The sequence below is a fragment of the Vibrio sp. R10-SF1-ISO8 genome, from assembly GCF_059833805.1.
Genome location: NZ_JCBDHL010000021.1, coordinates 111,965 through 129,424 on the forward strand (window position 1 = coordinate 111,965; position 17,460 = coordinate 129,424).

Consider the following 17,460-nt stretch of genomic DNA (forward strand, 5'->3'; position numbering starts at 1 on the left):
AGAGATGAAAAAATTAGCATTGGTATCATTAAGTGCCGCTCTACTAGCAGGTTGTGCGACAGAGCCAGTTGGTTGGCAACAAGATAATCAAGTTGTCATTTCTGAGGCGACTGTTTCGCTAAAAAGTAACCTTTGGCTGAATAAAATGCCAACCATCGGTGAGGTTCAAGACAATACCCTACATGGAGCTTTGTACCTTGAGTCAGATAAAACTCTCCCGGCGGAGCTTGATGTAGAAAGTATTTCTATTCAGCAGGGCGAAGAAACTTGGCAGATTGATGGTGACTTGCTTGAGCTGCGTACACACAATCAAAATCAGTGGGAAGTGGCGTTTGTATGGCAGTTCCCTATTGATGCTGCAAAGCCAGTGAATTTGGCGTTAATGCTTAACAATAACGGTCAAGTGGAATGGTTAGTAGAAAAGAACGTCAAGATTGATAGCGTTTATTAGTGATCAAGCTCGTTCATTAGCCACTAAGTTATTGGCAGATAAATAAAAAGGCTTGCTCCACATCGGAGCAAGCCTTTTTTCATTCAATCAGCTAGATTAGTTGCTTGCTGTCTTTAAACCTGCATTCACATCTAGTACATCTTGCTCGCTCAGAGTACCTACAGCTTGACGTAGCTGCAGTACGCTTAGGATGTAATCGTAGCGAGCGTTCGAAAGGTTCTTGTTCGCATCATATAGACGGCGAGTTGAATCTAGAACGTCAACGATAGTACGAGTACCTACATCGAAACCAGCTTCTGTTGCTTCAAGAGCTGACTGAGCAGAAACTACAGTTTGCTCGTATGCGCGAAGTGCACCGATTGAAGCACTGATGTTGTTGTTGAATGCGCGAACATCTTTAACAACGCTGCGGTAAGTTTTTTCTAGGTCTTGGCTTGCAGAGACATAGTTAAACTCAGCTTGCTTGGTTAGCGAGGTTGTTGCACCACCAGTGTATAGCGGAACATTTAGGTTCAGGCCAACATTGAGGTTGTCTGAATCAAAGTCGCTCGCAGAACTAGTGCTGTCGTTTTGCTCAGCAAGTGTGTAGCCACCATCAAGAGTTAATGTTGGTAAGTGACCAGAGCTCTGCAACGTGATTTTGTCTTTGGCGATATCTTGAGTGATTCGTGCAGAAAGTAAACTTAGGTTCTTTTCTTGAGCTTCGTTCACTAGCTCATCAATAGCAGCAGACGTTTTTTGTGCTGAGAAACGTGCAGTATCAAGAATATCTAGGTTAGAGTGCTCTTGACCGGTAATTTCACGTAGACCTTCGTAGCTATTGACTAGGCTGTTTTGCGCTAGAACTTCATCTGCCAATACTGAGTCGTATTGAGCTTGCGCGTCATGTACGTCGGTAATTGCAGAAAGACCCACTTCGAAGCGCTGCTTAGTTTGCTCTAGCTGGCGACCTACGGCTGCTTTTTCTGCTTGAACGAATACAAGGTTATCTTGCGCTCGCAGCACGTCAAAATATGCTGTCGAGACACGCAGAATTAGCGCTTGCTGCGCAGCTGCATAAGAAGCATCGCTCTGACGAGCACTCTTTTCCGCTGTATCTAGGGTTACCCAACTGGAGCGATTGTATAGCTCTTGAGTAAAGCCGACCCCAGCGTTCCAAGTATTGTAGTCGTTATCTGCACTATTTCGTTCACCGCGGTTGATGTCATAAGCTGCGGTTAAATTAATTTGTGGCAATAGAGCTGCACGACTAGAAGTCACTGCTTCAAAGGCTTCATCACGCTTTGCCGCAGCGCTAAGTAGCGTTGGATCGTTCTCTTTTGCTTGGTTATAAATGTCCGTGAGAGTATCGGCGATAGCGTTTGTGCTCAAGCTACCGAGTGCTGCACTGATAAATAGTGGAAGCAGTTTTTTCATAGTTCCTATTCCTGCCAAATGCGAAAAATATTTGTCTTCAAGAGTTTAACTCAATTGATTGCGAATCACTCAAAAACTTTGCAAAGTTTTACACTTAATTGTCCACCCGTGCAATAAAAATAATTCATCAATTTAACTTAAACTATAAAAATTGTATAAAAAGTTGAGCCATGTCCTTGGAAGTTAAGCTTTTGTCTGCGTAAACTATAAGATTCACTCAGAGAGGTGCCAAATGCAACAGTCTGACAACCAACATCAGCAGTTTACTCCCCAAGATGTGGAAATAATCTCAAAAGAAACACTGTTTCAGGGTTTTTTTAGAATGATTAAGTATCGCTTCAAACATAAATTGTTTGAAGGCGGCTGGAGTGAGCCGATAGAGCGCGAAATGTTTGAGCGTGGACATGCGGCGGCAATGCTACCGTATGACCCTGTAAGAGATCAGGTTGTTATTATTGAGCAAATTCGTGTTGGTGCGTTAGAGCACCGTAGTCCATGGCAGTTAGAAATCATCGCTGGCATGATAGACAAAGGCGAAGAAGCTAAAGATGTCGTCAGGCGAGAAGCTGAAGAAGAAGCGGGAATTGAAGTGGGGAAACTGGAAAAAGTGACCTCTTACTACCCATCTTCAGGTGGCTGCTCTGAAAAATTAGATGTTTTTGTTGGTCAAGTGGATGCGAGTACAGCGTATGGCGTTCATGGTTTAGACTATGAAGGGGAAGATATTCGTGTACATGTCGTTTCCCGCCAACAAGCGTATCAATGGGTAGTAGAAGGAAAGTTTGAAAATGGGGCCTCTATCATTGCATTGCAGTGGCTAGAGCTAAACCATCGCAGACTACAGGAACAATGGCACAAGTAGCATTAAAGAAACCGTATCATGTTGATCTTGCTGATTTGATGCGGACATACGAAACAAATTACGCCAAGCTTAACGCTCTGTTGCCTAATCAACCGAGTGTCGGTGATGTGCGCTGCTACCAAGCTGCTTATTTGACCTATCAGATTCAAGTGGTAGAAGTCACAAAGTACACAACTTTGGTCGATATTTGTCAAAGTGATGACGTTCCAGTATTTCCATTACCGACAATGTCTGTCAGGCTCTACCACGATGCTCGTGTAGCTGAAGTCTCTGCTTGCGACCATTTGAAACGTGTCAATGCCCGATATGATTACCCGAACGATAAGATGCTACAACAAGATGAGAAGGTGCAACTTAACCGCTTTTTAGGCGATTGGCTTTCGTTTTGTTTAAAGCAGGGTATTAGCCGCACTCCATTGAATATTTAGGTTTTTTTGTTTTGAAAGTAACGTCAAGTTCATCAAATAGCGACAGTATTAAGCTACTCCAGATTACTGACACTCATTTGTTTGAGCCAGTTGATGGTAGTTTGCTCAGCGTAAATACATTAGACAGCTTTCATGCTGTGGTTGAGGCGATCGTTGAAGAAAATCAAAGCTTTGATGCCGTCATCTCAACCGGAGATATTTCTCAAGATCACACCGCCGAGTCTTACCAGCGTTTTGAGCGCGGAATCGCTCCGCTGAAGAATACCTGTTTCTGGCTACCAGGTAATCATGACTTTAAGCCTAGCATGAGTTCCGTGTTGCCATCGACTCAAATTAAACAAGTTGAGCATGTTTTGCTTGGCGAGCATTGGCAAATGGTGCTACTAGACTCTCAAGTGGTTGGTGTGCCGCATGGACGCTTAAGTGATCAGCAGTTAGCCCTACTTGAAGATAAACTTTCTCAATACCCTGAAAGACATACCTTGGTGCTGCTTCATCACCATCCAATCTTGGTGGGCAGCCGATGGTTAGATCAGCATACGCTAAAAGATGCTCATCATTTTTGGGCGGTGGTTGAAAAGCACAGCAATGTTAAGGCGGTACTCTGCGGCCACGTTCATCAAGATATGAATGTGTTGCATCAGGGAGTACGTGTTATGGCGACCCCTTCTACCTGTGTGCAGTTTAAGCCAAATAGTGATGATTTTGCTCTTGATACCCTTTCCCCTGGCTGGAGAGAGTTAGAACTGCATAGTGATGGTCAGTTAACCACGCAAGTTAAACGTCTACCTTATGGCTGTTTCCAACCCGATTTCAATTCAGCAGGCTATTAAGGAAACATAATGAAACCGTCATTACTTCTTTATATTCATGGTTTTAACAGCTCACCTTTATCGCATAAAGCCAATGTGATGAAGGAGTATTGTCGAGTGAATCGACCTGATATTAAATTAGTGACGCCAGGTTTACCTTGCTTTCCACAGCAAGCCGCTCAGCACCTACTTGATATTGTTAATCAGTATAAAGATGACTATGCCATTGGCTTGGTTGGCAGTTCTTTAGGTGGTTACATGTCAATGTGGCTCAATGCTCAGTTTGGTTTCAAAGCCGTGGTGGTTAACCCTGCTGTGAAGCCCTATGAGCTGCTTGCGGACTACTTAGGTGAGCAAGAAAACCCATACACCAAAGAGCGCTATGTACTCGAGGCGAAACACATCGAGGAACTAAAAACACTCGATACGCCTAAAATAACAACGCCAACCGACTTCTGGTTGTTGCAGCAAACCGAAGATGAAGTGTTAGATTATAAGCAAGCGGTTGAGCATTTTTCCGGATCAAAGCAGAGCGTTGAACAAGGCGGTGATCATAGCTTTGTTGATTTCGAACGCTATCCTGCTCAAATCATAGAATTCTTACAACTCTGACCCTCATTGAGGGAAGAGTCATAATTTTGCTTGTTACTTAGTTATCTCTCTTGACATAATTGGGTCTGTTCCAGACTATGTCTCACCAGTACTTGTGTGGGTTTGACGCCATTAGATAGTTGCCGCATGGACGACTGCCAGCAGTCATTGCTTTCTTATGTGAGCTAACGCCTTAAACTTCACCCAACAAGTAACCCTTTTATTCTTTATAACGATATTCCGTATTATGACTGAACAATATAATGCTGGAGCCATTGAGGTTCTTAATGGTTTGGAGCCAGTACGTCGCCGACCAGGGATGTATACGGATACAGCGCGCCCAAACCATTTGGGCCAAGAAGTCATCGATAACAGTGTCGATGAAGCGCTCGCCGGACACGCTTCAAAGGTTCAAGTAATTTTGCATGCTGACCAATCACTCGAAGTGATTGATGATGGTCGTGGTATGCCTGTAGACATCCACCCAGAAGAGAAAGTCTCTGGTGTGGAGCTTATTTTATGTAAGCTTCACGCAGGTGGTAAGTTCTCGAATAAAAACTATCAATTCTCTGGTGGTCTACACGGGGTAGGTATCTCTGTGGTGAACGCCTTGTCTAAGCGTGTGGAAGTGACGGTGCGCCGTGATGGTCAGGTGTATGAAATTGCATTTGAACACGGTGACAAAGTGTCTGACTTAACGGTTACCGGGACATGCGGCCGCCGTAATAAAGGTACCAGTGTTCATTTCTGGCCTGAGGCGAAGTACTTTGACTCGGCAAACTTCTCAGTTACTCGTTTAGTTAATAACTTACGCGCGAAAGCTGTCCTTTGTCCGGGCTTAGAAATCACCTTTACTGATAAGGTAAATGGCAATGACTACAAATGGCTGTATGAAGACGGTTTAAAAGACTACCTAGCGGAAGGTGTTAAAGGTTATACCGTTTTACCAGAAGAACCATTTACGGGTGAATTCTCAGCGGAAACCGAAGCGGCTAACTGGGCGGTAATCTGGCAGCCAGAAGGCGGTGAGATGATCACCGAAAGCTATGTTAACCTGATCCCGACCGCGCAAGGCGGTACCCATGTAAATGGTCTACGTCAGGGCTTACTTGATGCAATGCGTGAATTCTGTGAGTTCCGCAACCTGTTGCCACGCGGTGTTAAGCTCACCGGTGACGATGTCTTCGACCGCTGTTCTTACGTTTTATCGGTTAAGATGCAAGATCCGCAGTTTGCCGGTCAGACGAAAGAGCGTTTGTCTTCTCGCCAAACCGCAGCCTTTGTTTCTGGCGTGGTTAAAGATGCCTTCAGCCTCTGGTTGAATGAAAAACCGCAATTGGCTGAGCAGTTGGCTGAAGTGTGTATTGCCAACGCCCACCGCCGAATGCGTGCCAGCAAGAAGGTGGTGCGTAAAAAAGTGGCTTCAGGGCCAGCTCTACCAGGCAAACTGACGGACTGTTCGGTTCAAGATTTAAACCGTACTGAAATCTTCTTCGTCGAGGGTGACTCGGCAGGTGGCTCAGCCAAGCAAGCACGTGACCGTGAGTTCCAAGCGGTAATGCCATTGCGCGGTAAGATTCTCAATACATGGGAAGTCTCTCCTGATCAGGTACTCGCCTCTCAAGAAGTCCACGATATCTCAGTGGCGCTAGGTATTGACCCAGATAGCGAAAACCTTGAAGGCCTTCGCTACGGTAAGATCTGTATCCTTGCCGATGCGGACTCGGATGGTCTGCATATCGCAACGCTACTTTGTGCGCTATTTACGCGTCACTTCCGATCTCTGGTTGAAGCAGGTCATATCTATGTAGCCATGCCTCCACTCTATCGTATCGACTGTGGTAAGGAAGTATTCTATGCCCTTGATGACGATGAAAAAGAAGGCATTCTAGAGCGCTTGTCGAAGAAGAAAGCAAAAATCAACGTACAGCGATTCAAAGGTTTGGGTGAGATGAACCCACTGCAACTTCGTGAAACGACGATGGATCCAAATACTCGTCGCTTAGTTCAGCTAACCATTGATGACAACCAAGCCACCATGGAAATGATGGATATGCTGCTTGGTAAGAAGCGTGCTGATGATCGTCGCTCTTGGTTACAAAACAACGGCGACATGGCAGAGGTTTAACGAATGTCTACAGAAATTACATTTGATGGCGTTGAACAGTTGCCAATGCGCAAGTTCACCGAAGACGCTTATCTCAACTATTCGATGTACGTCATTATGGACCGTGCGTTGCCATATATTGGTGACGGCTTAAAACCGGTTCAGCGTCGTATTATCTACGCAATGTCGGAGCTTGGTCTTTCGGCAGCGGCAAAATACAAAAAATCGGCACGTACAGTTGGTGACGTGTTAGGTAAGTACCACCCACACGGGGACTCGGCTTGTTACGAAGCCATGGTATTGATGGCTCAGCCATTCTCTTACCGTTATCCACTCGTAGATGGCCAAGGTAACTGGGGTGCGCCTGATGATCCTAAATCATTCGCGGCAATGCGTTATACCGAAGCAAAACTCTCTAAGTTTGCCGAAGTTCTGCTTGGCGAACTAGGTCAAGGCACGGTTGAATGGCAGCCTAACTTTGACGGCACGATGAAAGAGCCGCAAATGTTGCCTGCGCGTTTACCTCACATCTTGCTTAATGGTGTGACAGGTATCGCGGTAGGTATGGCAACGGACATTCCGCCACACAACGTACGTGAAGTGGCTGAAGCGACGATTCATCTTATCGACAATCCAAAGTCTGAACTTGCGGATGTAATGAACTTTGTTCAGGGGCCAGATTACCCAACAGAAGCAGAGATCATTTCGCCTAAAGCCGATTTAGAGAAGATTTATCGTACAGGTCGTGGCAGCATCAAAATGCGCGCAGTATGGCACAAAGAAGGTTCAGAGATCGTCATTACCGCTCTGCCACACCAAGTGTCTGGCGCTAAGCTACTAGAGCAAATCGCTAACCAAATGCGCGCTAAAAAACTGCCTATGGTTGACGATCTGCGTGATGAATCCGATCACGAGAACCCAACTCGTATCGTGGTGGTACCGCGTTCAAACCGCGTTGACTGTGACCAGTTGATGAATCACCTATTTGCCTCGACCGATCTTGAAAAGAATTTCCGTGTAAACCTAAACATGATTGGTTTGGACAACCGTCCTCAGGTGAAAGGACTCGTTCAAATTCTATCTGAATGGATCGAATTCCGTCGTGCGACAGTACGTCGTCGTTTGCAACACCGTTTAGATAAGGTCATGGCTCGCTTGCACATCTTGGAAGGATTGTTGGTTGCATACCTTAACCTTGATGAGGTGATTGAGATCATTCGTACTGAAGACGATCCTAAAGCGGTGCTTATGGAACGTTTTGGTATTACCGATATTCAAGCAGATGCGATTCTCGATACCAAACTTCGCCACTTAGCGAAATTGGAAGAGATGAAGATTCGCGGTGAGCAAGATGAATTAGAAAAAGAGCGTGAAAAACTAGAGCAACTATTAGGCTCTGAGCGTCGTCTTAACACTCTTCTGAAGAAAGAAATCAAAGCTGACGCAGACAAGTATGGTGATGACCGCCGTTCGCCAATGGTTGAGCGCGCAGAAGCTAAGGCGCTAACAGAGCGTGATTTAGTTCCTAGCGAACCAATTACGGTTGTGCTTTCTGAGAAAGGTTGGATTCGTCATGCTAAAGGGCATGATGTTGATGCTGATGGTTTGAACTATAAGTCGGGCGATAAATACCTTGCCCATGCTCGTGGTAAGAGTAATCAGCAAGCTGTGTTCCTTGGTAGTGATGGTCGAAGCTACTCTTTAGAGTCTCACTCATTGCCATCTGCGCGTAGCCAAGGTGAGCCAATTACAGGTCGCTTGAATATTAGCGCAGGGACCAATATTCGTCATGTTGTTATGGGTGAAGAAGAGCAACTGTGGTTAGTCGGTTCTGACGCGGGTTATGGTTTCGTTTGTAAGGGAAGTGACTTACTGTCGAAAAACCGCAGTGGTAAAGCTTTGGTGACACTACCGCAGAATTCTGAAGTGCTTTCACCGCAAACGGTGGGCAACTTAGACGCTGACGAAATCTTAGCGATTACTAACCAAGGTCGTATGTTGCTGTTCCCGATTAAGGATCTGCCGCAGCTTGGTAAAGGTAAAGGCAATAAGATTATTAACATTCCAGCTGCGAAAGCGAAAGAGCGTGAAGAGCTTGTTTCTCACCTCATTGCTCTGCCTCAAGGGAGCTCGGTCACTCTGTATGCGGGTAAACGTAAGCTTGGTCTAAAACCGGCTGACCTAGAGAACTTCCGCGGAGAGCGTGGACGTCGAGGTGGCTTGTTGCCTAGAGGTCTTCAGCGCGTAACTCGTATTGAGGTTGAGTCTGGTTCAACCCCAGAGCCTGAAAACGAAGCGTCTGAATAGAACAAAAAAACCCATGCATAGCATGGGTTTTTATTTTTCATCGTATTTGTTAGGTCAACACACTCTAAAGCTTATTCGCGCGTATCTTCTTCAATGGTGACTTTAAGAGTTTTCTCAACTCCTTTACGAAGTACTAGCACATCAACAATGGTACCTGGTCGTAACTCGGTGACTATGTCCATCACGCTTTGACGTCCATTGATCTTCTGACCATCAATTTTCAAGATAATATCTTGAGCTTCGAATCCCGCATCTGCGGCAGGGCCGTTAGGGTCAATACCTAATACTACAATGCCGCCTAGATGTTCGTTACCCAGTAGTCGTGAGGTAACGGAGTTAATATCTTGGCCATCGATTCCAATATAGCCGCGAATCACTCGACCATCGGCAATGATTTTCTGCATGATTTTATTAGCAAGTGCATATGGAATGGCAAATGAAATACCATAAGTTTCCAGCTCAGTAGCTTGTTGGAATGAGGCGGTGTTAATTCCGACTAGCTCACCACGAGTATTGACCAAGGCACCACCAGAGTTACCTTCATTGATTGCGGCGTCCGTCTGGATAAACGCTTGGTGACCATCGGCGCTGATAGAAGAGCGGCCAGTGGCGGAGATAATGCCAAAAGTGGTGGTTTGACCAAGGTTGTACGGGTTACCAATTGCCAGAACAATATCGCCGACTTTCGGTGAGTATTCAGGATTGAGCGGAATGACAGGTAAGTTATCGCCTTCAACTCTAAGGATGGCGATATCGGTTCTACGATCTTTACCGACTAGTTGAGCGGCAGCGACTCGACCATCTTGCAGCGCGACAATAATCTGATCAGCCTGTGCGACGACATGATAGTTGGTAATAATATAACCTTTACTACTGACAATGACTCCTGATCCCAACCCTTGGGTAAGCAGCTTTGAGCGATCACTCTCTTGGTACTTACGGCTATAAATATTAACCACGGCGGGAGCCGCTTTACGTACAGCTTGATTAAATGACACCTGAACCTGAGAGTAATCAGTTGTAGCGGATTGATTGGTTTGAGGAAGGATGTTGGACCGCAGAGACGGTACAGCGATTAATAACAAAGCAGCAGTTGCTAAGCCTAAGCCAATAGAACGCAACAAAAATTGCAGCATGCTTTCCTCGTCAAGGTCATAAAGTGGATAAGTTGGTGAAGAATAGCACTAGATGAGAAAATAATAAAAGGACAGTGAGTGTTCCCACTGTCCTTTCAAAGCGATATCGCGTTTTTTATAAATGGCGTTTATCGAATTACAAGGTAAATACTGCGTTCACCACGCTGGATATTAAGCGCAAGTACACCAGACTGCTTCTCTACCACTTTTCTAAACTCAGCGAGATTCTTAACTCGTTGGCGGTTTACGCCGATAATGATGTCATCTTTTTGTAGTTGATAAGCTTCGGCGTTAGAGCCTTTTTCTACCGATGTTACTTTCACACCTTGGACAGAGTCGCTCGCATTGGTGTTGGTCAGCTGAGCACCAGACAAACCTTCATGTAACTTGTCAGCGGTAGTCTTCATGTTAGTTTGCTCACCTAAGGTGACATCGAACGATTTCTTCTTGCCGTCACGCACAACGCCGAGTGAGATCTCTTTACCTGCACCTAAGGTGGCGACTTTTGCTCTCAGTTCGCTAAATGAATTAATCGCTTTGCCGTTGACAGAAACGATAACATCGCCTGCTTCAAGCCCTGCTTTATCTGCAGCACTGTCAGGCACGACTTGGCTAACAAATGCGCCTTTGCTTGATTCGTATCCTAAAGCCTCTGCTAATTCAGAGGTGATTTCGCCACCTTGTACGCCTAACATGCCGCGTTTAACTTCACCAAACTCTAAGATTTGTGCGGTTAGGTTGGTCATCATGTTGGATGGAATCGCAAAGCCGATACCGACGTTACCGCCGTTGGGGCCTAAGATGGCGGTGTTAATACCAATCAGTTCACCGTTAAGATTAACTAGAGCTCCCCCCGAGTTACCGCTGTTGATAGCTGCGTCGGTTTGGATAAAGTTCTCAAAATTCTCTAGGTTAAGACCACTACGACCCAGTGCTGAAACAATCCCTGAGGTCACTGTTTGCCCTAGACCAAATGGGTTACCAATTGCCACGGTGAAATCACCGACACGCAGTTTGTCTGAATCAGCGATCTTAATTTCGGTCAGGTTTTTCGCTTCTTCCAACTTGAGTAGTGCGACATCTGACATCTGGTCGCCACCTACCAACTCAGCATCGTATTCACGACCATCACGCAGTTTAACGCGGATTTTTTCTGCGCCGTTGATTACGTGATAGTTAGTGACAATTTGGCCTTTCTTAGCGTCAATGATTACACCGGAGCCTAGGCCGCGGAATGGACGCTCTTGGAGCTGTTCGGTCGGGAAATCAGGTCCAAAGAAAAAGCGGAACTGATCAGGAATCTGTTGTTTGGAGACTTGTGTGCCTTCGACTGAAATGCTAACGACCGCAGGGGTCACTTTTTCAAGCATTGGAGCCAAGCTTGGTAACTGTTCGCCATCAACCGTAAAAGGCAAAGCGGCTGTAGCCTGCATTGGTGTGATGATTGAACTTAGGCTTAATGACAGGACGGTTAAAGCAAGCAAAGGTTTTTTCATCGGATACTCCTAGTTGGTTAAGGACCTAATACTGACATTTGTACGAAAAATCAGATTTCAATGGTCACTTGTAGGAGTTATGACTTAAAAACCTTTGCAAAGTTCATCAAAGATAGATTTCAGTTATGACGCTTTAGCTGAAACAACGTCTTGAGAATCTAAAATTTCTTTCTTCTGCTCTTTTAGTAAACCGGTTGAACCTGACGCATAATCTTTAGGCGCTTCGCTTAACGGCTGAATACTAACATCATTGCCTTCTTCCGATTCTGCATCAGACTGCTGGGCAATTTTTTTCACGAACGGGTTATCTTGTTCGGGAATGTTTGGTAAAAGCTCTGAAGATGTCTTTGCCATATGTTGATATAGCTTAGTGTACTCTTTACCTAGTGAATCCAACATTTCCGCTGTTTGAGCAAAGTGATCTGCAAGATCTTGTTTTTGCTGCTCTAATTCAAATTTTGCGTTGTCGAGATCTTTTTGAACGCTCTTTTGCTTCTTGTATCCTGGTGTTGTCAGGCGAGAAATCGCAACACCTAAAATCGTACCAACAAGCAAACCTACGAGGGCATAAATCCAAGGCATAATTGCTCCTTATCATTGTTATTTAACATGTTTTTTACTGGTTAGTTACACATGTTCAATTGACATGGTACTATGAGAACTTAAGCCAATAAAGAAAAATGCATGTGCTCTACATAGCAGTTTGACAGTCTTCTTGAGTAGGTAAAGAAGCAATGACACCACTAGAAATCTATAACAACGATATAAAACAACATGGTTTTCAAAAGGATGCTGCGCAGCTTCAGGCGGTCACGGCCTTGGATAATCTTTACCATGAATTCATCGAGTACGTTAACACGCCGGTTGAAAAGCCGAGTGGATGGAAAGCTTGGTTTAGTAAAAAAGAGCCTGAGTTGCCTCAAGCGCCGCAAGGCCTTTATTTCTGGGGAGGAGTAGGGCGCGGTAAGACCTATTTGGTTGATACATTTTTTGAGGCTCTACCGACAGACAAGAAAATGCGTGTCCATTTTCATCGCTTTATGTATCGCGTCCACGATGAGTTAAATGCCTTAGGTGATGTGAATGACCCACTGGAGTTGGTTGCTGACAAATTTAAATCTGAAGCTGAAATTATCTGCTTCGATGAATTTTTTGTTTCAGACATCACTGATGCGATGATTCTTGGCACTCTATTTCAAGCGCTGTTCAAGCGTGGTGTTATCTTAGTCGCGACTTCGAATATTCCGCCGCAAGATTTGTATCGTAACGGGTTGCAGCGTGTCCGTTTTCTACCAGCGATTGAATTGATCCAGAAAAACTGTCGGGTGTTGAATGTCGATAGTGGGATTGACTATCGCTTGCGTACTTTAGAACAAGCAGAGATCTATCACTCACCACTTGATGCACAAGCAGACAAAAATCTTCGTCACTATTATGAACAACTTGTTGGGGAAGGAAAGAAAGGGGCTCAGAGCATCGAAATTAATCATCGAGATATCAATGTCATTCAAGCTTCTGAAGATGTGTTGCATGCGAGCTTTGAACAGTTGTGCCAATCTGCGCGAAGTCAAAATGACTATATTGAGATTTCACGCATCTATCACACCGTATTGTTAGCGGATGTGCAGAAGATGGATCGCACTATAGATGATGCTGCGAGGCGTTTTATTGCTCTGGTTGATGAGTTCTATGAGCGTCATGTCAAACTGATTATATCTGCGGAAGTGCCATTGGAGGCGCTTTACGCGGGTGGTCAGTTAGAGTTTGAGTTTAAACGCTGTCAGTCGCGTTTGATTGAAATGCAAAGCCATGATTACTTGGCGAAAGAGCATTTAGCATAGCTGGTGGAAGCGAACTGTGCTCAATTGAAAAAAAATGAAATTTTCACGCGAAAAGAGGTGATTTTTTCTACTGACTTCTCTATAATCCTGCGACCCACCGTTACTGCAGACCTTATTATCGAAGGTATTTCGACATAACGGGTCGAGAGTGCCAATCACTCGAAGGGGTGTTAACTGGACTCTTAGTCAGTGGGAGCGAAAGCTCCTTAAGTGTAAATTTAATTATTGAACGGGTTATTATTAGCATGAAAACTTTCGTTGCTAAACCAGAAACTGTAAAACGCGACTGGTACGTTGTAGACGCTGAAGGTAAAACTCTTGGCCGTCTAGCAAGTGAAATTGCATCTCGCCTACGTGGCAAACACAAAGCTGAATACACTCCACACTGTGACACTGGTGATTACATCATCGTTGTTAACGCGGAGAAAGTTACTGTAACTGGTAACAAGGCTAAAGGTAAGATTTACTACCGTCACACTGAATTCCCTGGCGGCCTAAAATCAATCAGCTTCGAGAAGCTAATTGATCGCAAGCCAGAGATGGCTCTTGAGCTAGCAGTTAAAGGTATGCTACCACGTGGTCCTCTTGGCCGTGCTATGTACCGTAAGCTGAAAGTTTACGCTGGCGCTGAGCACAACCATGTTGCTCAACAACCTCAAGTACTAGACATCTAATCGGGGATTTCGAAAATGGCAGATAATCAATACTACGGTACTGGCCGTCGCAAAAGCTCAGCTGCACGTGTTTTTGTTAAACCAGGCAGCGGCAACATCGTAATCAACAAGCGTAGCCTTGATGAGTACTTCGGTCGTCCAACTTCTCGCATGGTTGTTAAACAGCCTCTAGAGCTAGTTGAACTAACTGAGAAACTAGACCTATACGTTACTGTTAAAGGTGGCGGTATTTCTGGTCAAGCAGGTGCTATCCGTCACGGTATCACTCGCGCTCTAATGGAATACGATGAGTCTCTACGTCCTACTCTACGTGCTGCGGGTTACGTTACTCGTGACGCTCGTTGCGTTGAACGTAAGAAAGTTGGTCTACGTAAAGCACGTCGTCGTCCACAGTTCTCTAAGCGTTAATCTTTTTTCGAAAAGATTCGCTTCCAATGTTTACATTGGAACGTGGTACCAAAAGCCTGGCTTCTTGCCAGGCTTTTTTGTTTTTGTCTGTTAAAAAAATCCTTTCTTAGCGTCACTTATCATTTGATTTCTCTTACTTATCCTTCTTTTGTGACCTCACTGGCGATTCGCCTCACAAATGTTACAAAAAGGTAGCTTTATCTTGTCAAAAAGTAGGGTTTTATTTATCATTTGCCATCAAATAAATACAACTAAATTCGTATTTTGTTAGCCATGCTCTTTAAGCGGAATAACAATAAATCCACAAGGAGCAAATGGGAGAATGTTTGGATGAGCAATGCGCCTTTAAATAACGGTCGCAGACGTTTCTTAACCGCTACAACAGCCGTTGTGGGTGGTTTGGGAGCTGCTGCTGTCGCCGTTCCTTTTATTAAATCTTGGAACCCAAGTGAAAAAGCCAAAGCTGCAGGTGCCCCTGTTGAAGTTGATATCGGTAAACTTGAAGAAGGGCAAATGGTACGTGTTGAATGGCGTGGTAAACCTGTATGGGTTGTCCGTCGTGCACAGTCTGTAGTCGAAGGATTAAAAGCTATCGATGGTCAGCTACGCGACCCATCTTCAGCAGAAGAACAACAACCAACTTATGCTCAGAATGCTTATCGCTCAATTAAGCCAGAGTATTTTGTTGCGGTAGGTATCTGTACACACCTTGGTTGTTCTCCAACGTATTTGCCTGACAGTTTTAATGAGCAAGTCCAGGGTGTTAAATCAGGTTTCTTCTGTCCGTGTCACGGTTCTAAGTTCGACATGGCAGGTCGTGTTTTCCAAGGCGTACCAGCGCCATTAAACCTAGTTGTTCCAAAGCACCAATACTTAAGTGATACCAAGATTATTATCGGTGTTGACGAAGAAGGGGAGGCATAATGCAAGCTCTACTTGATTGGGTAGAAAAACGCATACCCGCAATGAATGCGTACAAGAAGCACCTTTCTGAGTACCCGATGCCAAAGAACTTTAACTTCTGGTATCTATTTGGCTCGCTAGCGATGCTTGTCTTGGTTAACCAAATCCTAACGGGTATCTGGTTAACAATGAACTACGTGCCTTCTGGCGACGGAGCCTTCGCCTCAATCGAATACATCATGCGTGATGTTGAATACGGTTGGTTGCTGCGTTATATGCACTCTACAGGTGCGTCAGCCTTCTTCGTTGTTGTTTATCTGCACATGTTCCGCGGTCTTATCTACGGTTCATACCAGAAGCCTCGTGAACTACTGTGGATCTTCGGTATGCTTATCTTCTTAGTGTTGATGGCAGAAGCATTCATGGGCTACTTGCTACCTTGGGGACAGATGTCATACTGGGGCGCTCAGGTAATCATTTCCCTCTTTGGTGCTATTCCTGTTATTGGTGATGACCTAACGCTATGGATTCGTGGTGACTACGTTATCTCTGGTGCTACGCTAAACCGCTTCTTTGCACTACACGTAATTGCACTTCCTATCGTCCTATTGCTACTGATCGTTCTTCACGTACTAGCACTGCACGAAGTAGGTTCAAATAACCCTGATGGTATCGAAACTAAGCTGCCAAAAGGTACAATGGGCGACGACTACAAAACTCAGTTCCCATTCCACAAGGATTACACTAAGAAATACGACATCATCGATTCTATTCCTTTCCATCCGTACGGGACTGTGAAAGATATGGTAGGTGTTGCTGGTTTCCTATTCTTCTTCTGTTATGTGCTGTTCTTTAACCCTGAGATGGGCGGTTACTTCCTTGAGCCACCTAACTTTGAAGCAGCAAACCCACTGAAAACACCTGAGCACATTGCTCCTGTATGGTACTTCACTCCGTTCTACGCGATTCTACGTGCGGTTCCAGACAAGCTACTAGGTGTTATCGCGATGGGTGCATCGATTGCGGTTCTTTTTGTACTACCTTGGTTAGACCGTTGTCGTGTACGTTCTTATCGCTACCGCAGTAAGTTCCATTTATTCAATATCATCCAGTTCACGATCAGCTTTATCGCGTTGGGTATTCTTGGTGCGCTACCAGCAACGCCAACATACACGCTATTAGCTCAGATCTTCAGCTTAGCTTACTTCATGTTCTTCGTACTGCTGTACTTCTACAGTAAGAACGAAGCGACTAAGCCACTACCAGAAAGGGTGACATTCAAATGAAAAAATGGATTGTAATTTTATTTGCAATGCTGCCTTCATTGGCGATGGCAGCGGGTGCGAACGTACCACTTGATAAAGCAAACAATGATCTGAGTGACCAAGCTTCACTGCAAAATGGCGCGAAACTGTTTATGAACTACTGTTTCGGTTGTCACTCAGCTCAATATCAACGTTATGAGCGTGTAGCGCGTGACATTGGTATCCCAGTTGAACTGCTTAAAGAAAACCTAATCTTTGACCCAGAAGCAAAAGTGGGTGACTTGATGGAAAACTCGATTCCTGAGAAGTCAGCAGCGAAATGGTTTGGTGCTCCACCGCCAGATCTAACACTGGTTGCTCGTGTTCGTGGTACCGATTGGCTATACACTTACCTACGTTCATTCTATGAGGACCCAAGCCGTCCGTTTGGCGTTAACAACATTGTTTTCCCAAGTGTTGGTATGCCGCACGTACTAGAAGAGCTGCAAGGCATTCCTAAGCCAGTTTTTGAAACTCATGTCGTAGATGGCAAAGAGGTTACAAAAGTGGTTGGCGTTGAATCCGATGGTACAGGCGAACTGAACAGTGAAGAGTATGACCAAGCGGTACGTGACCTAGTAAACTTCTTGGAGTACTCAGGTGACCCAGTGAAGCTAGAGCGTCACGCACTAGGTTGGTGGGTAATGGCTTTCCTAGTCATCTTCACGATTGTCGTAGTGCTACTGAAGAAAGAGTATTGGCGTGATGTGCACTAATTGTGCTA

17 protein-coding genes are annotated in these 17,460 nt (G+C 45.0%); 13 read left to right on the top strand and 4 right to left on the bottom strand.

The window, feature by feature from the left end; genetic code table 11:
* Nucleotides 1-4 precede the first annotated feature (4 nt).
* Nucleotides 5-451, top strand: a complete 447-nt coding sequence (locus AC6R00_RS18505) for a hypothetical protein (RefSeq protein ID WP_500641506.1) — start codon at nt 5-7, stop codon at nt 449-451.
* 96 nt (nt 452-547) lie between these two features.
* On the opposite strand, the gene tolC is transcribed toward AC6R00_RS18505, so the two are convergent.
* Nucleotides 548-1,867, bottom strand: a complete 1,320-nt coding sequence (gene tolC, locus AC6R00_RS18510) for an outer membrane channel protein TolC (RefSeq protein WP_500641507.1) — start codon at nt 1,865-1,867, stop codon at nt 548-550.
* Between the two features lie 232 nt (nt 1,868-2,099).
* On the opposite strand from tolC, the gene nudF reads away from it, so the two are divergent.
* From nudF to parC, 6 genes are all read left to right on the top strand, one after another.
* Nucleotides 2,100-2,729 (top strand): ADP-ribose diphosphatase, encoded by a 630-nt coding sequence (gene nudF, locus AC6R00_RS18515; RefSeq protein ID WP_500641508.1) that lies wholly within the window; start codon nt 2,100-2,102, stop codon nt 2,727-2,729.
* Nucleotides 2,717-3,157, top strand: coding sequence for a DUF1249 family protein (locus AC6R00_RS18520; protein WP_004744981.1), 441 nt, complete (start codon nt 2,717-2,719; stop codon nt 3,155-3,157). Before nudF ends, AC6R00_RS18520 begins: the two co-directional genes overlap by 13 nt.
* 11 nt (nt 3,158-3,168) lie before the next feature.
* Entirely contained in the window at nt 3,169-3,990 is an 822-nt protein-coding gene (gene cpdA, locus AC6R00_RS18525; protein ID WP_500641509.1) for a 3',5'-cyclic-AMP phosphodiesterase, read from the top strand.
* A 9-nt stretch (nt 3,991-3,999) separates the two neighbouring features.
* Nucleotides 4,000-4,581: an esterase YqiA gene (yqiA, locus tag AC6R00_RS18530; protein WP_500641510.1), complete on the top strand. Its 582-nt coding sequence runs from the start codon at nt 4,000-4,002 to the stop codon at nt 4,579-4,581.
* Nucleotides 4,582-4,807: 226 nt separating this feature from the next.
* Complete coding sequence (gene parE / locus AC6R00_RS18535; protein ID WP_004744978.1) at nt 4,808-6,688, top strand: DNA topoisomerase IV subunit B; 1,881 nt, start codon at nt 4,808-4,810, stop codon at nt 6,686-6,688.
* 3 nt (nt 6,689-6,691) lie between these two features.
* Nucleotides 6,692-8,974 carry a DNA topoisomerase IV subunit A gene (gene parC / locus AC6R00_RS18540; RefSeq protein ID WP_494505408.1) on the top strand — a complete coding sequence of 761 codons (2,283 nt, stop codon included), beginning with the start codon at nt 6,692-6,694 and terminating at the stop codon, nt 8,972-8,974.
* A 71-nt stretch (nt 8,975-9,045) separates the two neighbouring features.
* Here parC and degS read toward each other — a convergent pair whose 3' ends face one another.
* From degS to zapG, 3 genes are all read right to left on the bottom strand, one after another.
* Entirely contained in the window at nt 9,046-10,110 is a 1,065-nt protein-coding gene (degS, locus tag AC6R00_RS18545) for an outer membrane-stress sensor serine endopeptidase DegS (protein WP_500641511.1), read from the bottom strand.
* Nucleotides 10,111-10,238: 128 nt separating this feature from the next.
* Entirely contained in the window at nt 10,239-11,606 is a 1,368-nt protein-coding gene (locus AC6R00_RS18550; RefSeq protein WP_500641512.1) for a DegQ family serine endoprotease, read from the bottom strand.
* Between the two features lie 123 nt (nt 11,607-11,729).
* Complete coding sequence (gene zapG / locus AC6R00_RS18555) at nt 11,730-12,188, bottom strand: Z-ring associated protein ZapG (protein ID WP_500641513.1); 459 nt, start codon at nt 12,186-12,188, stop codon at nt 11,730-11,732.
* 152 nt (nt 12,189-12,340) lie between these two features.
* On the opposite strand from zapG, the gene zapE reads away from it, so the two are divergent.
* From zapE to AC6R00_RS18585, 6 genes are all read left to right on the top strand, one after another.
* On the top strand, nt 12,341-13,447 hold the full coding sequence (gene zapE / locus AC6R00_RS18560; RefSeq protein WP_500641514.1) for a cell division protein ZapE: 1,107 nt from the start codon (nt 12,341-12,343) through the stop codon (nt 13,445-13,447).
* Nucleotides 13,448-13,692: 245 nt separating this feature from the next.
* Complete coding sequence (gene rplM, locus AC6R00_RS18565) at nt 13,693-14,121, top strand: 50S ribosomal protein L13 (protein WP_004744972.1); 429 nt, start codon at nt 13,693-13,695, stop codon at nt 14,119-14,121.
* Between the two features lie 15 nt (nt 14,122-14,136).
* The gene (gene rpsI / locus AC6R00_RS18570; RefSeq protein WP_004415472.1) at nt 14,137-14,529 is read left to right on the top strand and encodes a 30S ribosomal protein S9; all 393 of its coding nucleotides are present in this window, start codon (nt 14,137-14,139) and stop codon (nt 14,527-14,529) included.
* Between the two features lie 330 nt (nt 14,530-14,859).
* On the top strand, nt 14,860-15,453 hold the full coding sequence (petA, locus tag AC6R00_RS18575) for a ubiquinol-cytochrome c reductase iron-sulfur subunit (RefSeq protein WP_004744971.1): 594 nt from the start codon (nt 14,860-14,862) through the stop codon (nt 15,451-15,453).
* The gene (locus AC6R00_RS18580; protein ID WP_069667137.1) at nt 15,453-16,718 is read left to right on the top strand and encodes a cytochrome b; all 1,266 of its coding nucleotides are present in this window, start codon (nt 15,453-15,455) and stop codon (nt 16,716-16,718) included. The genes petA and AC6R00_RS18580 overlap by 1 nt, the downstream gene beginning before the upstream one ends.
* Nucleotides 16,715-17,452: a cytochrome c1 gene (locus tag AC6R00_RS18585; RefSeq protein ID WP_500641515.1), complete on the top strand. Its 738-nt coding sequence runs from the start codon at nt 16,715-16,717 to the stop codon at nt 17,450-17,452. The genes AC6R00_RS18580 and AC6R00_RS18585 overlap by 4 nt, the downstream gene beginning before the upstream one ends.
* Nucleotides 17,453-17,460 lie beyond the last annotated feature (8 nt).

Bases quoted from the DNA above. Each gene is read 5' to 3' on its own strand.
- petA (WP_004744971.1), top strand. From the start codon at position 14,860: ATGAGCAATGCGCCTTTAAATAACGGTCGCAGACGTTTCTTAACCGCT.
- zapG (WP_500641513.1), bottom strand. From the start codon at position 12,188: ATGCCTTGGATTTATGCCCTCGTAGGTTTGCTTGTTGGTACGATTTTA.
- zapE (WP_500641514.1), top strand. From the start codon at position 12,341: ATGACACCACTAGAAATCTATAACAACGATATAAAACAACATGGTTTT.
- nudF (WP_500641508.1), top strand. From the start codon at position 2,100: ATGCAACAGTCTGACAACCAACATCAGCAGTTTACTCCCCAAGATGTG.
- tolC (WP_500641507.1), bottom strand. From the start codon at position 1,867: ATGAAAAAACTGCTTCCACTATTTATCAGTGCAGCACTCGGTAGCTTG.
- degS (WP_500641511.1), bottom strand. From the start codon at position 10,110: ATGCTGCAATTTTTGTTGCGTTCTATTGGCTTAGGCTTAGCAACTGCT.
- yqiA (WP_500641510.1), top strand. From the start codon at position 4,000: ATGAAACCGTCATTACTTCTTTATATTCATGGTTTTAACAGCTCACCT.
- AC6R00_RS18505 (WP_500641506.1), top strand. From the start codon at position 5: ATGAAAAAATTAGCATTGGTATCATTAAGTGCCGCTCTACTAGCAGGT.
- rplM (WP_004744972.1), top strand. From the start codon at position 13,693: ATGAAAACTTTCGTTGCTAAACCAGAAACTGTAAAACGCGACTGGTAC.
- AC6R00_RS18585 (WP_500641515.1), top strand. From the start codon at position 16,715: ATGAAAAAATGGATTGTAATTTTATTTGCAATGCTGCCTTCATTGGCG.
- parE (WP_004744978.1), top strand. From the start codon at position 4,808: ATGACTGAACAATATAATGCTGGAGCCATTGAGGTTCTTAATGGTTTG.
- AC6R00_RS18580 (WP_069667137.1), top strand. From the start codon at position 15,453: ATGCAAGCTCTACTTGATTGGGTAGAAAAACGCATACCCGCAATGAAT.
- parC (WP_494505408.1), top strand. From the start codon at position 6,692: ATGTCTACAGAAATTACATTTGATGGCGTTGAACAGTTGCCAATGCGC.
- AC6R00_RS18520 (WP_004744981.1), top strand. From the start codon at position 2,717: ATGGCACAAGTAGCATTAAAGAAACCGTATCATGTTGATCTTGCTGAT.
- AC6R00_RS18550 (WP_500641512.1), bottom strand. From the start codon at position 11,606: ATGAAAAAACCTTTGCTTGCTTTAACCGTCCTGTCATTAAGCCTAAGT.
- rpsI (WP_004415472.1), top strand. From the start codon at position 14,137: ATGGCAGATAATCAATACTACGGTACTGGCCGTCGCAAAAGCTCAGCT.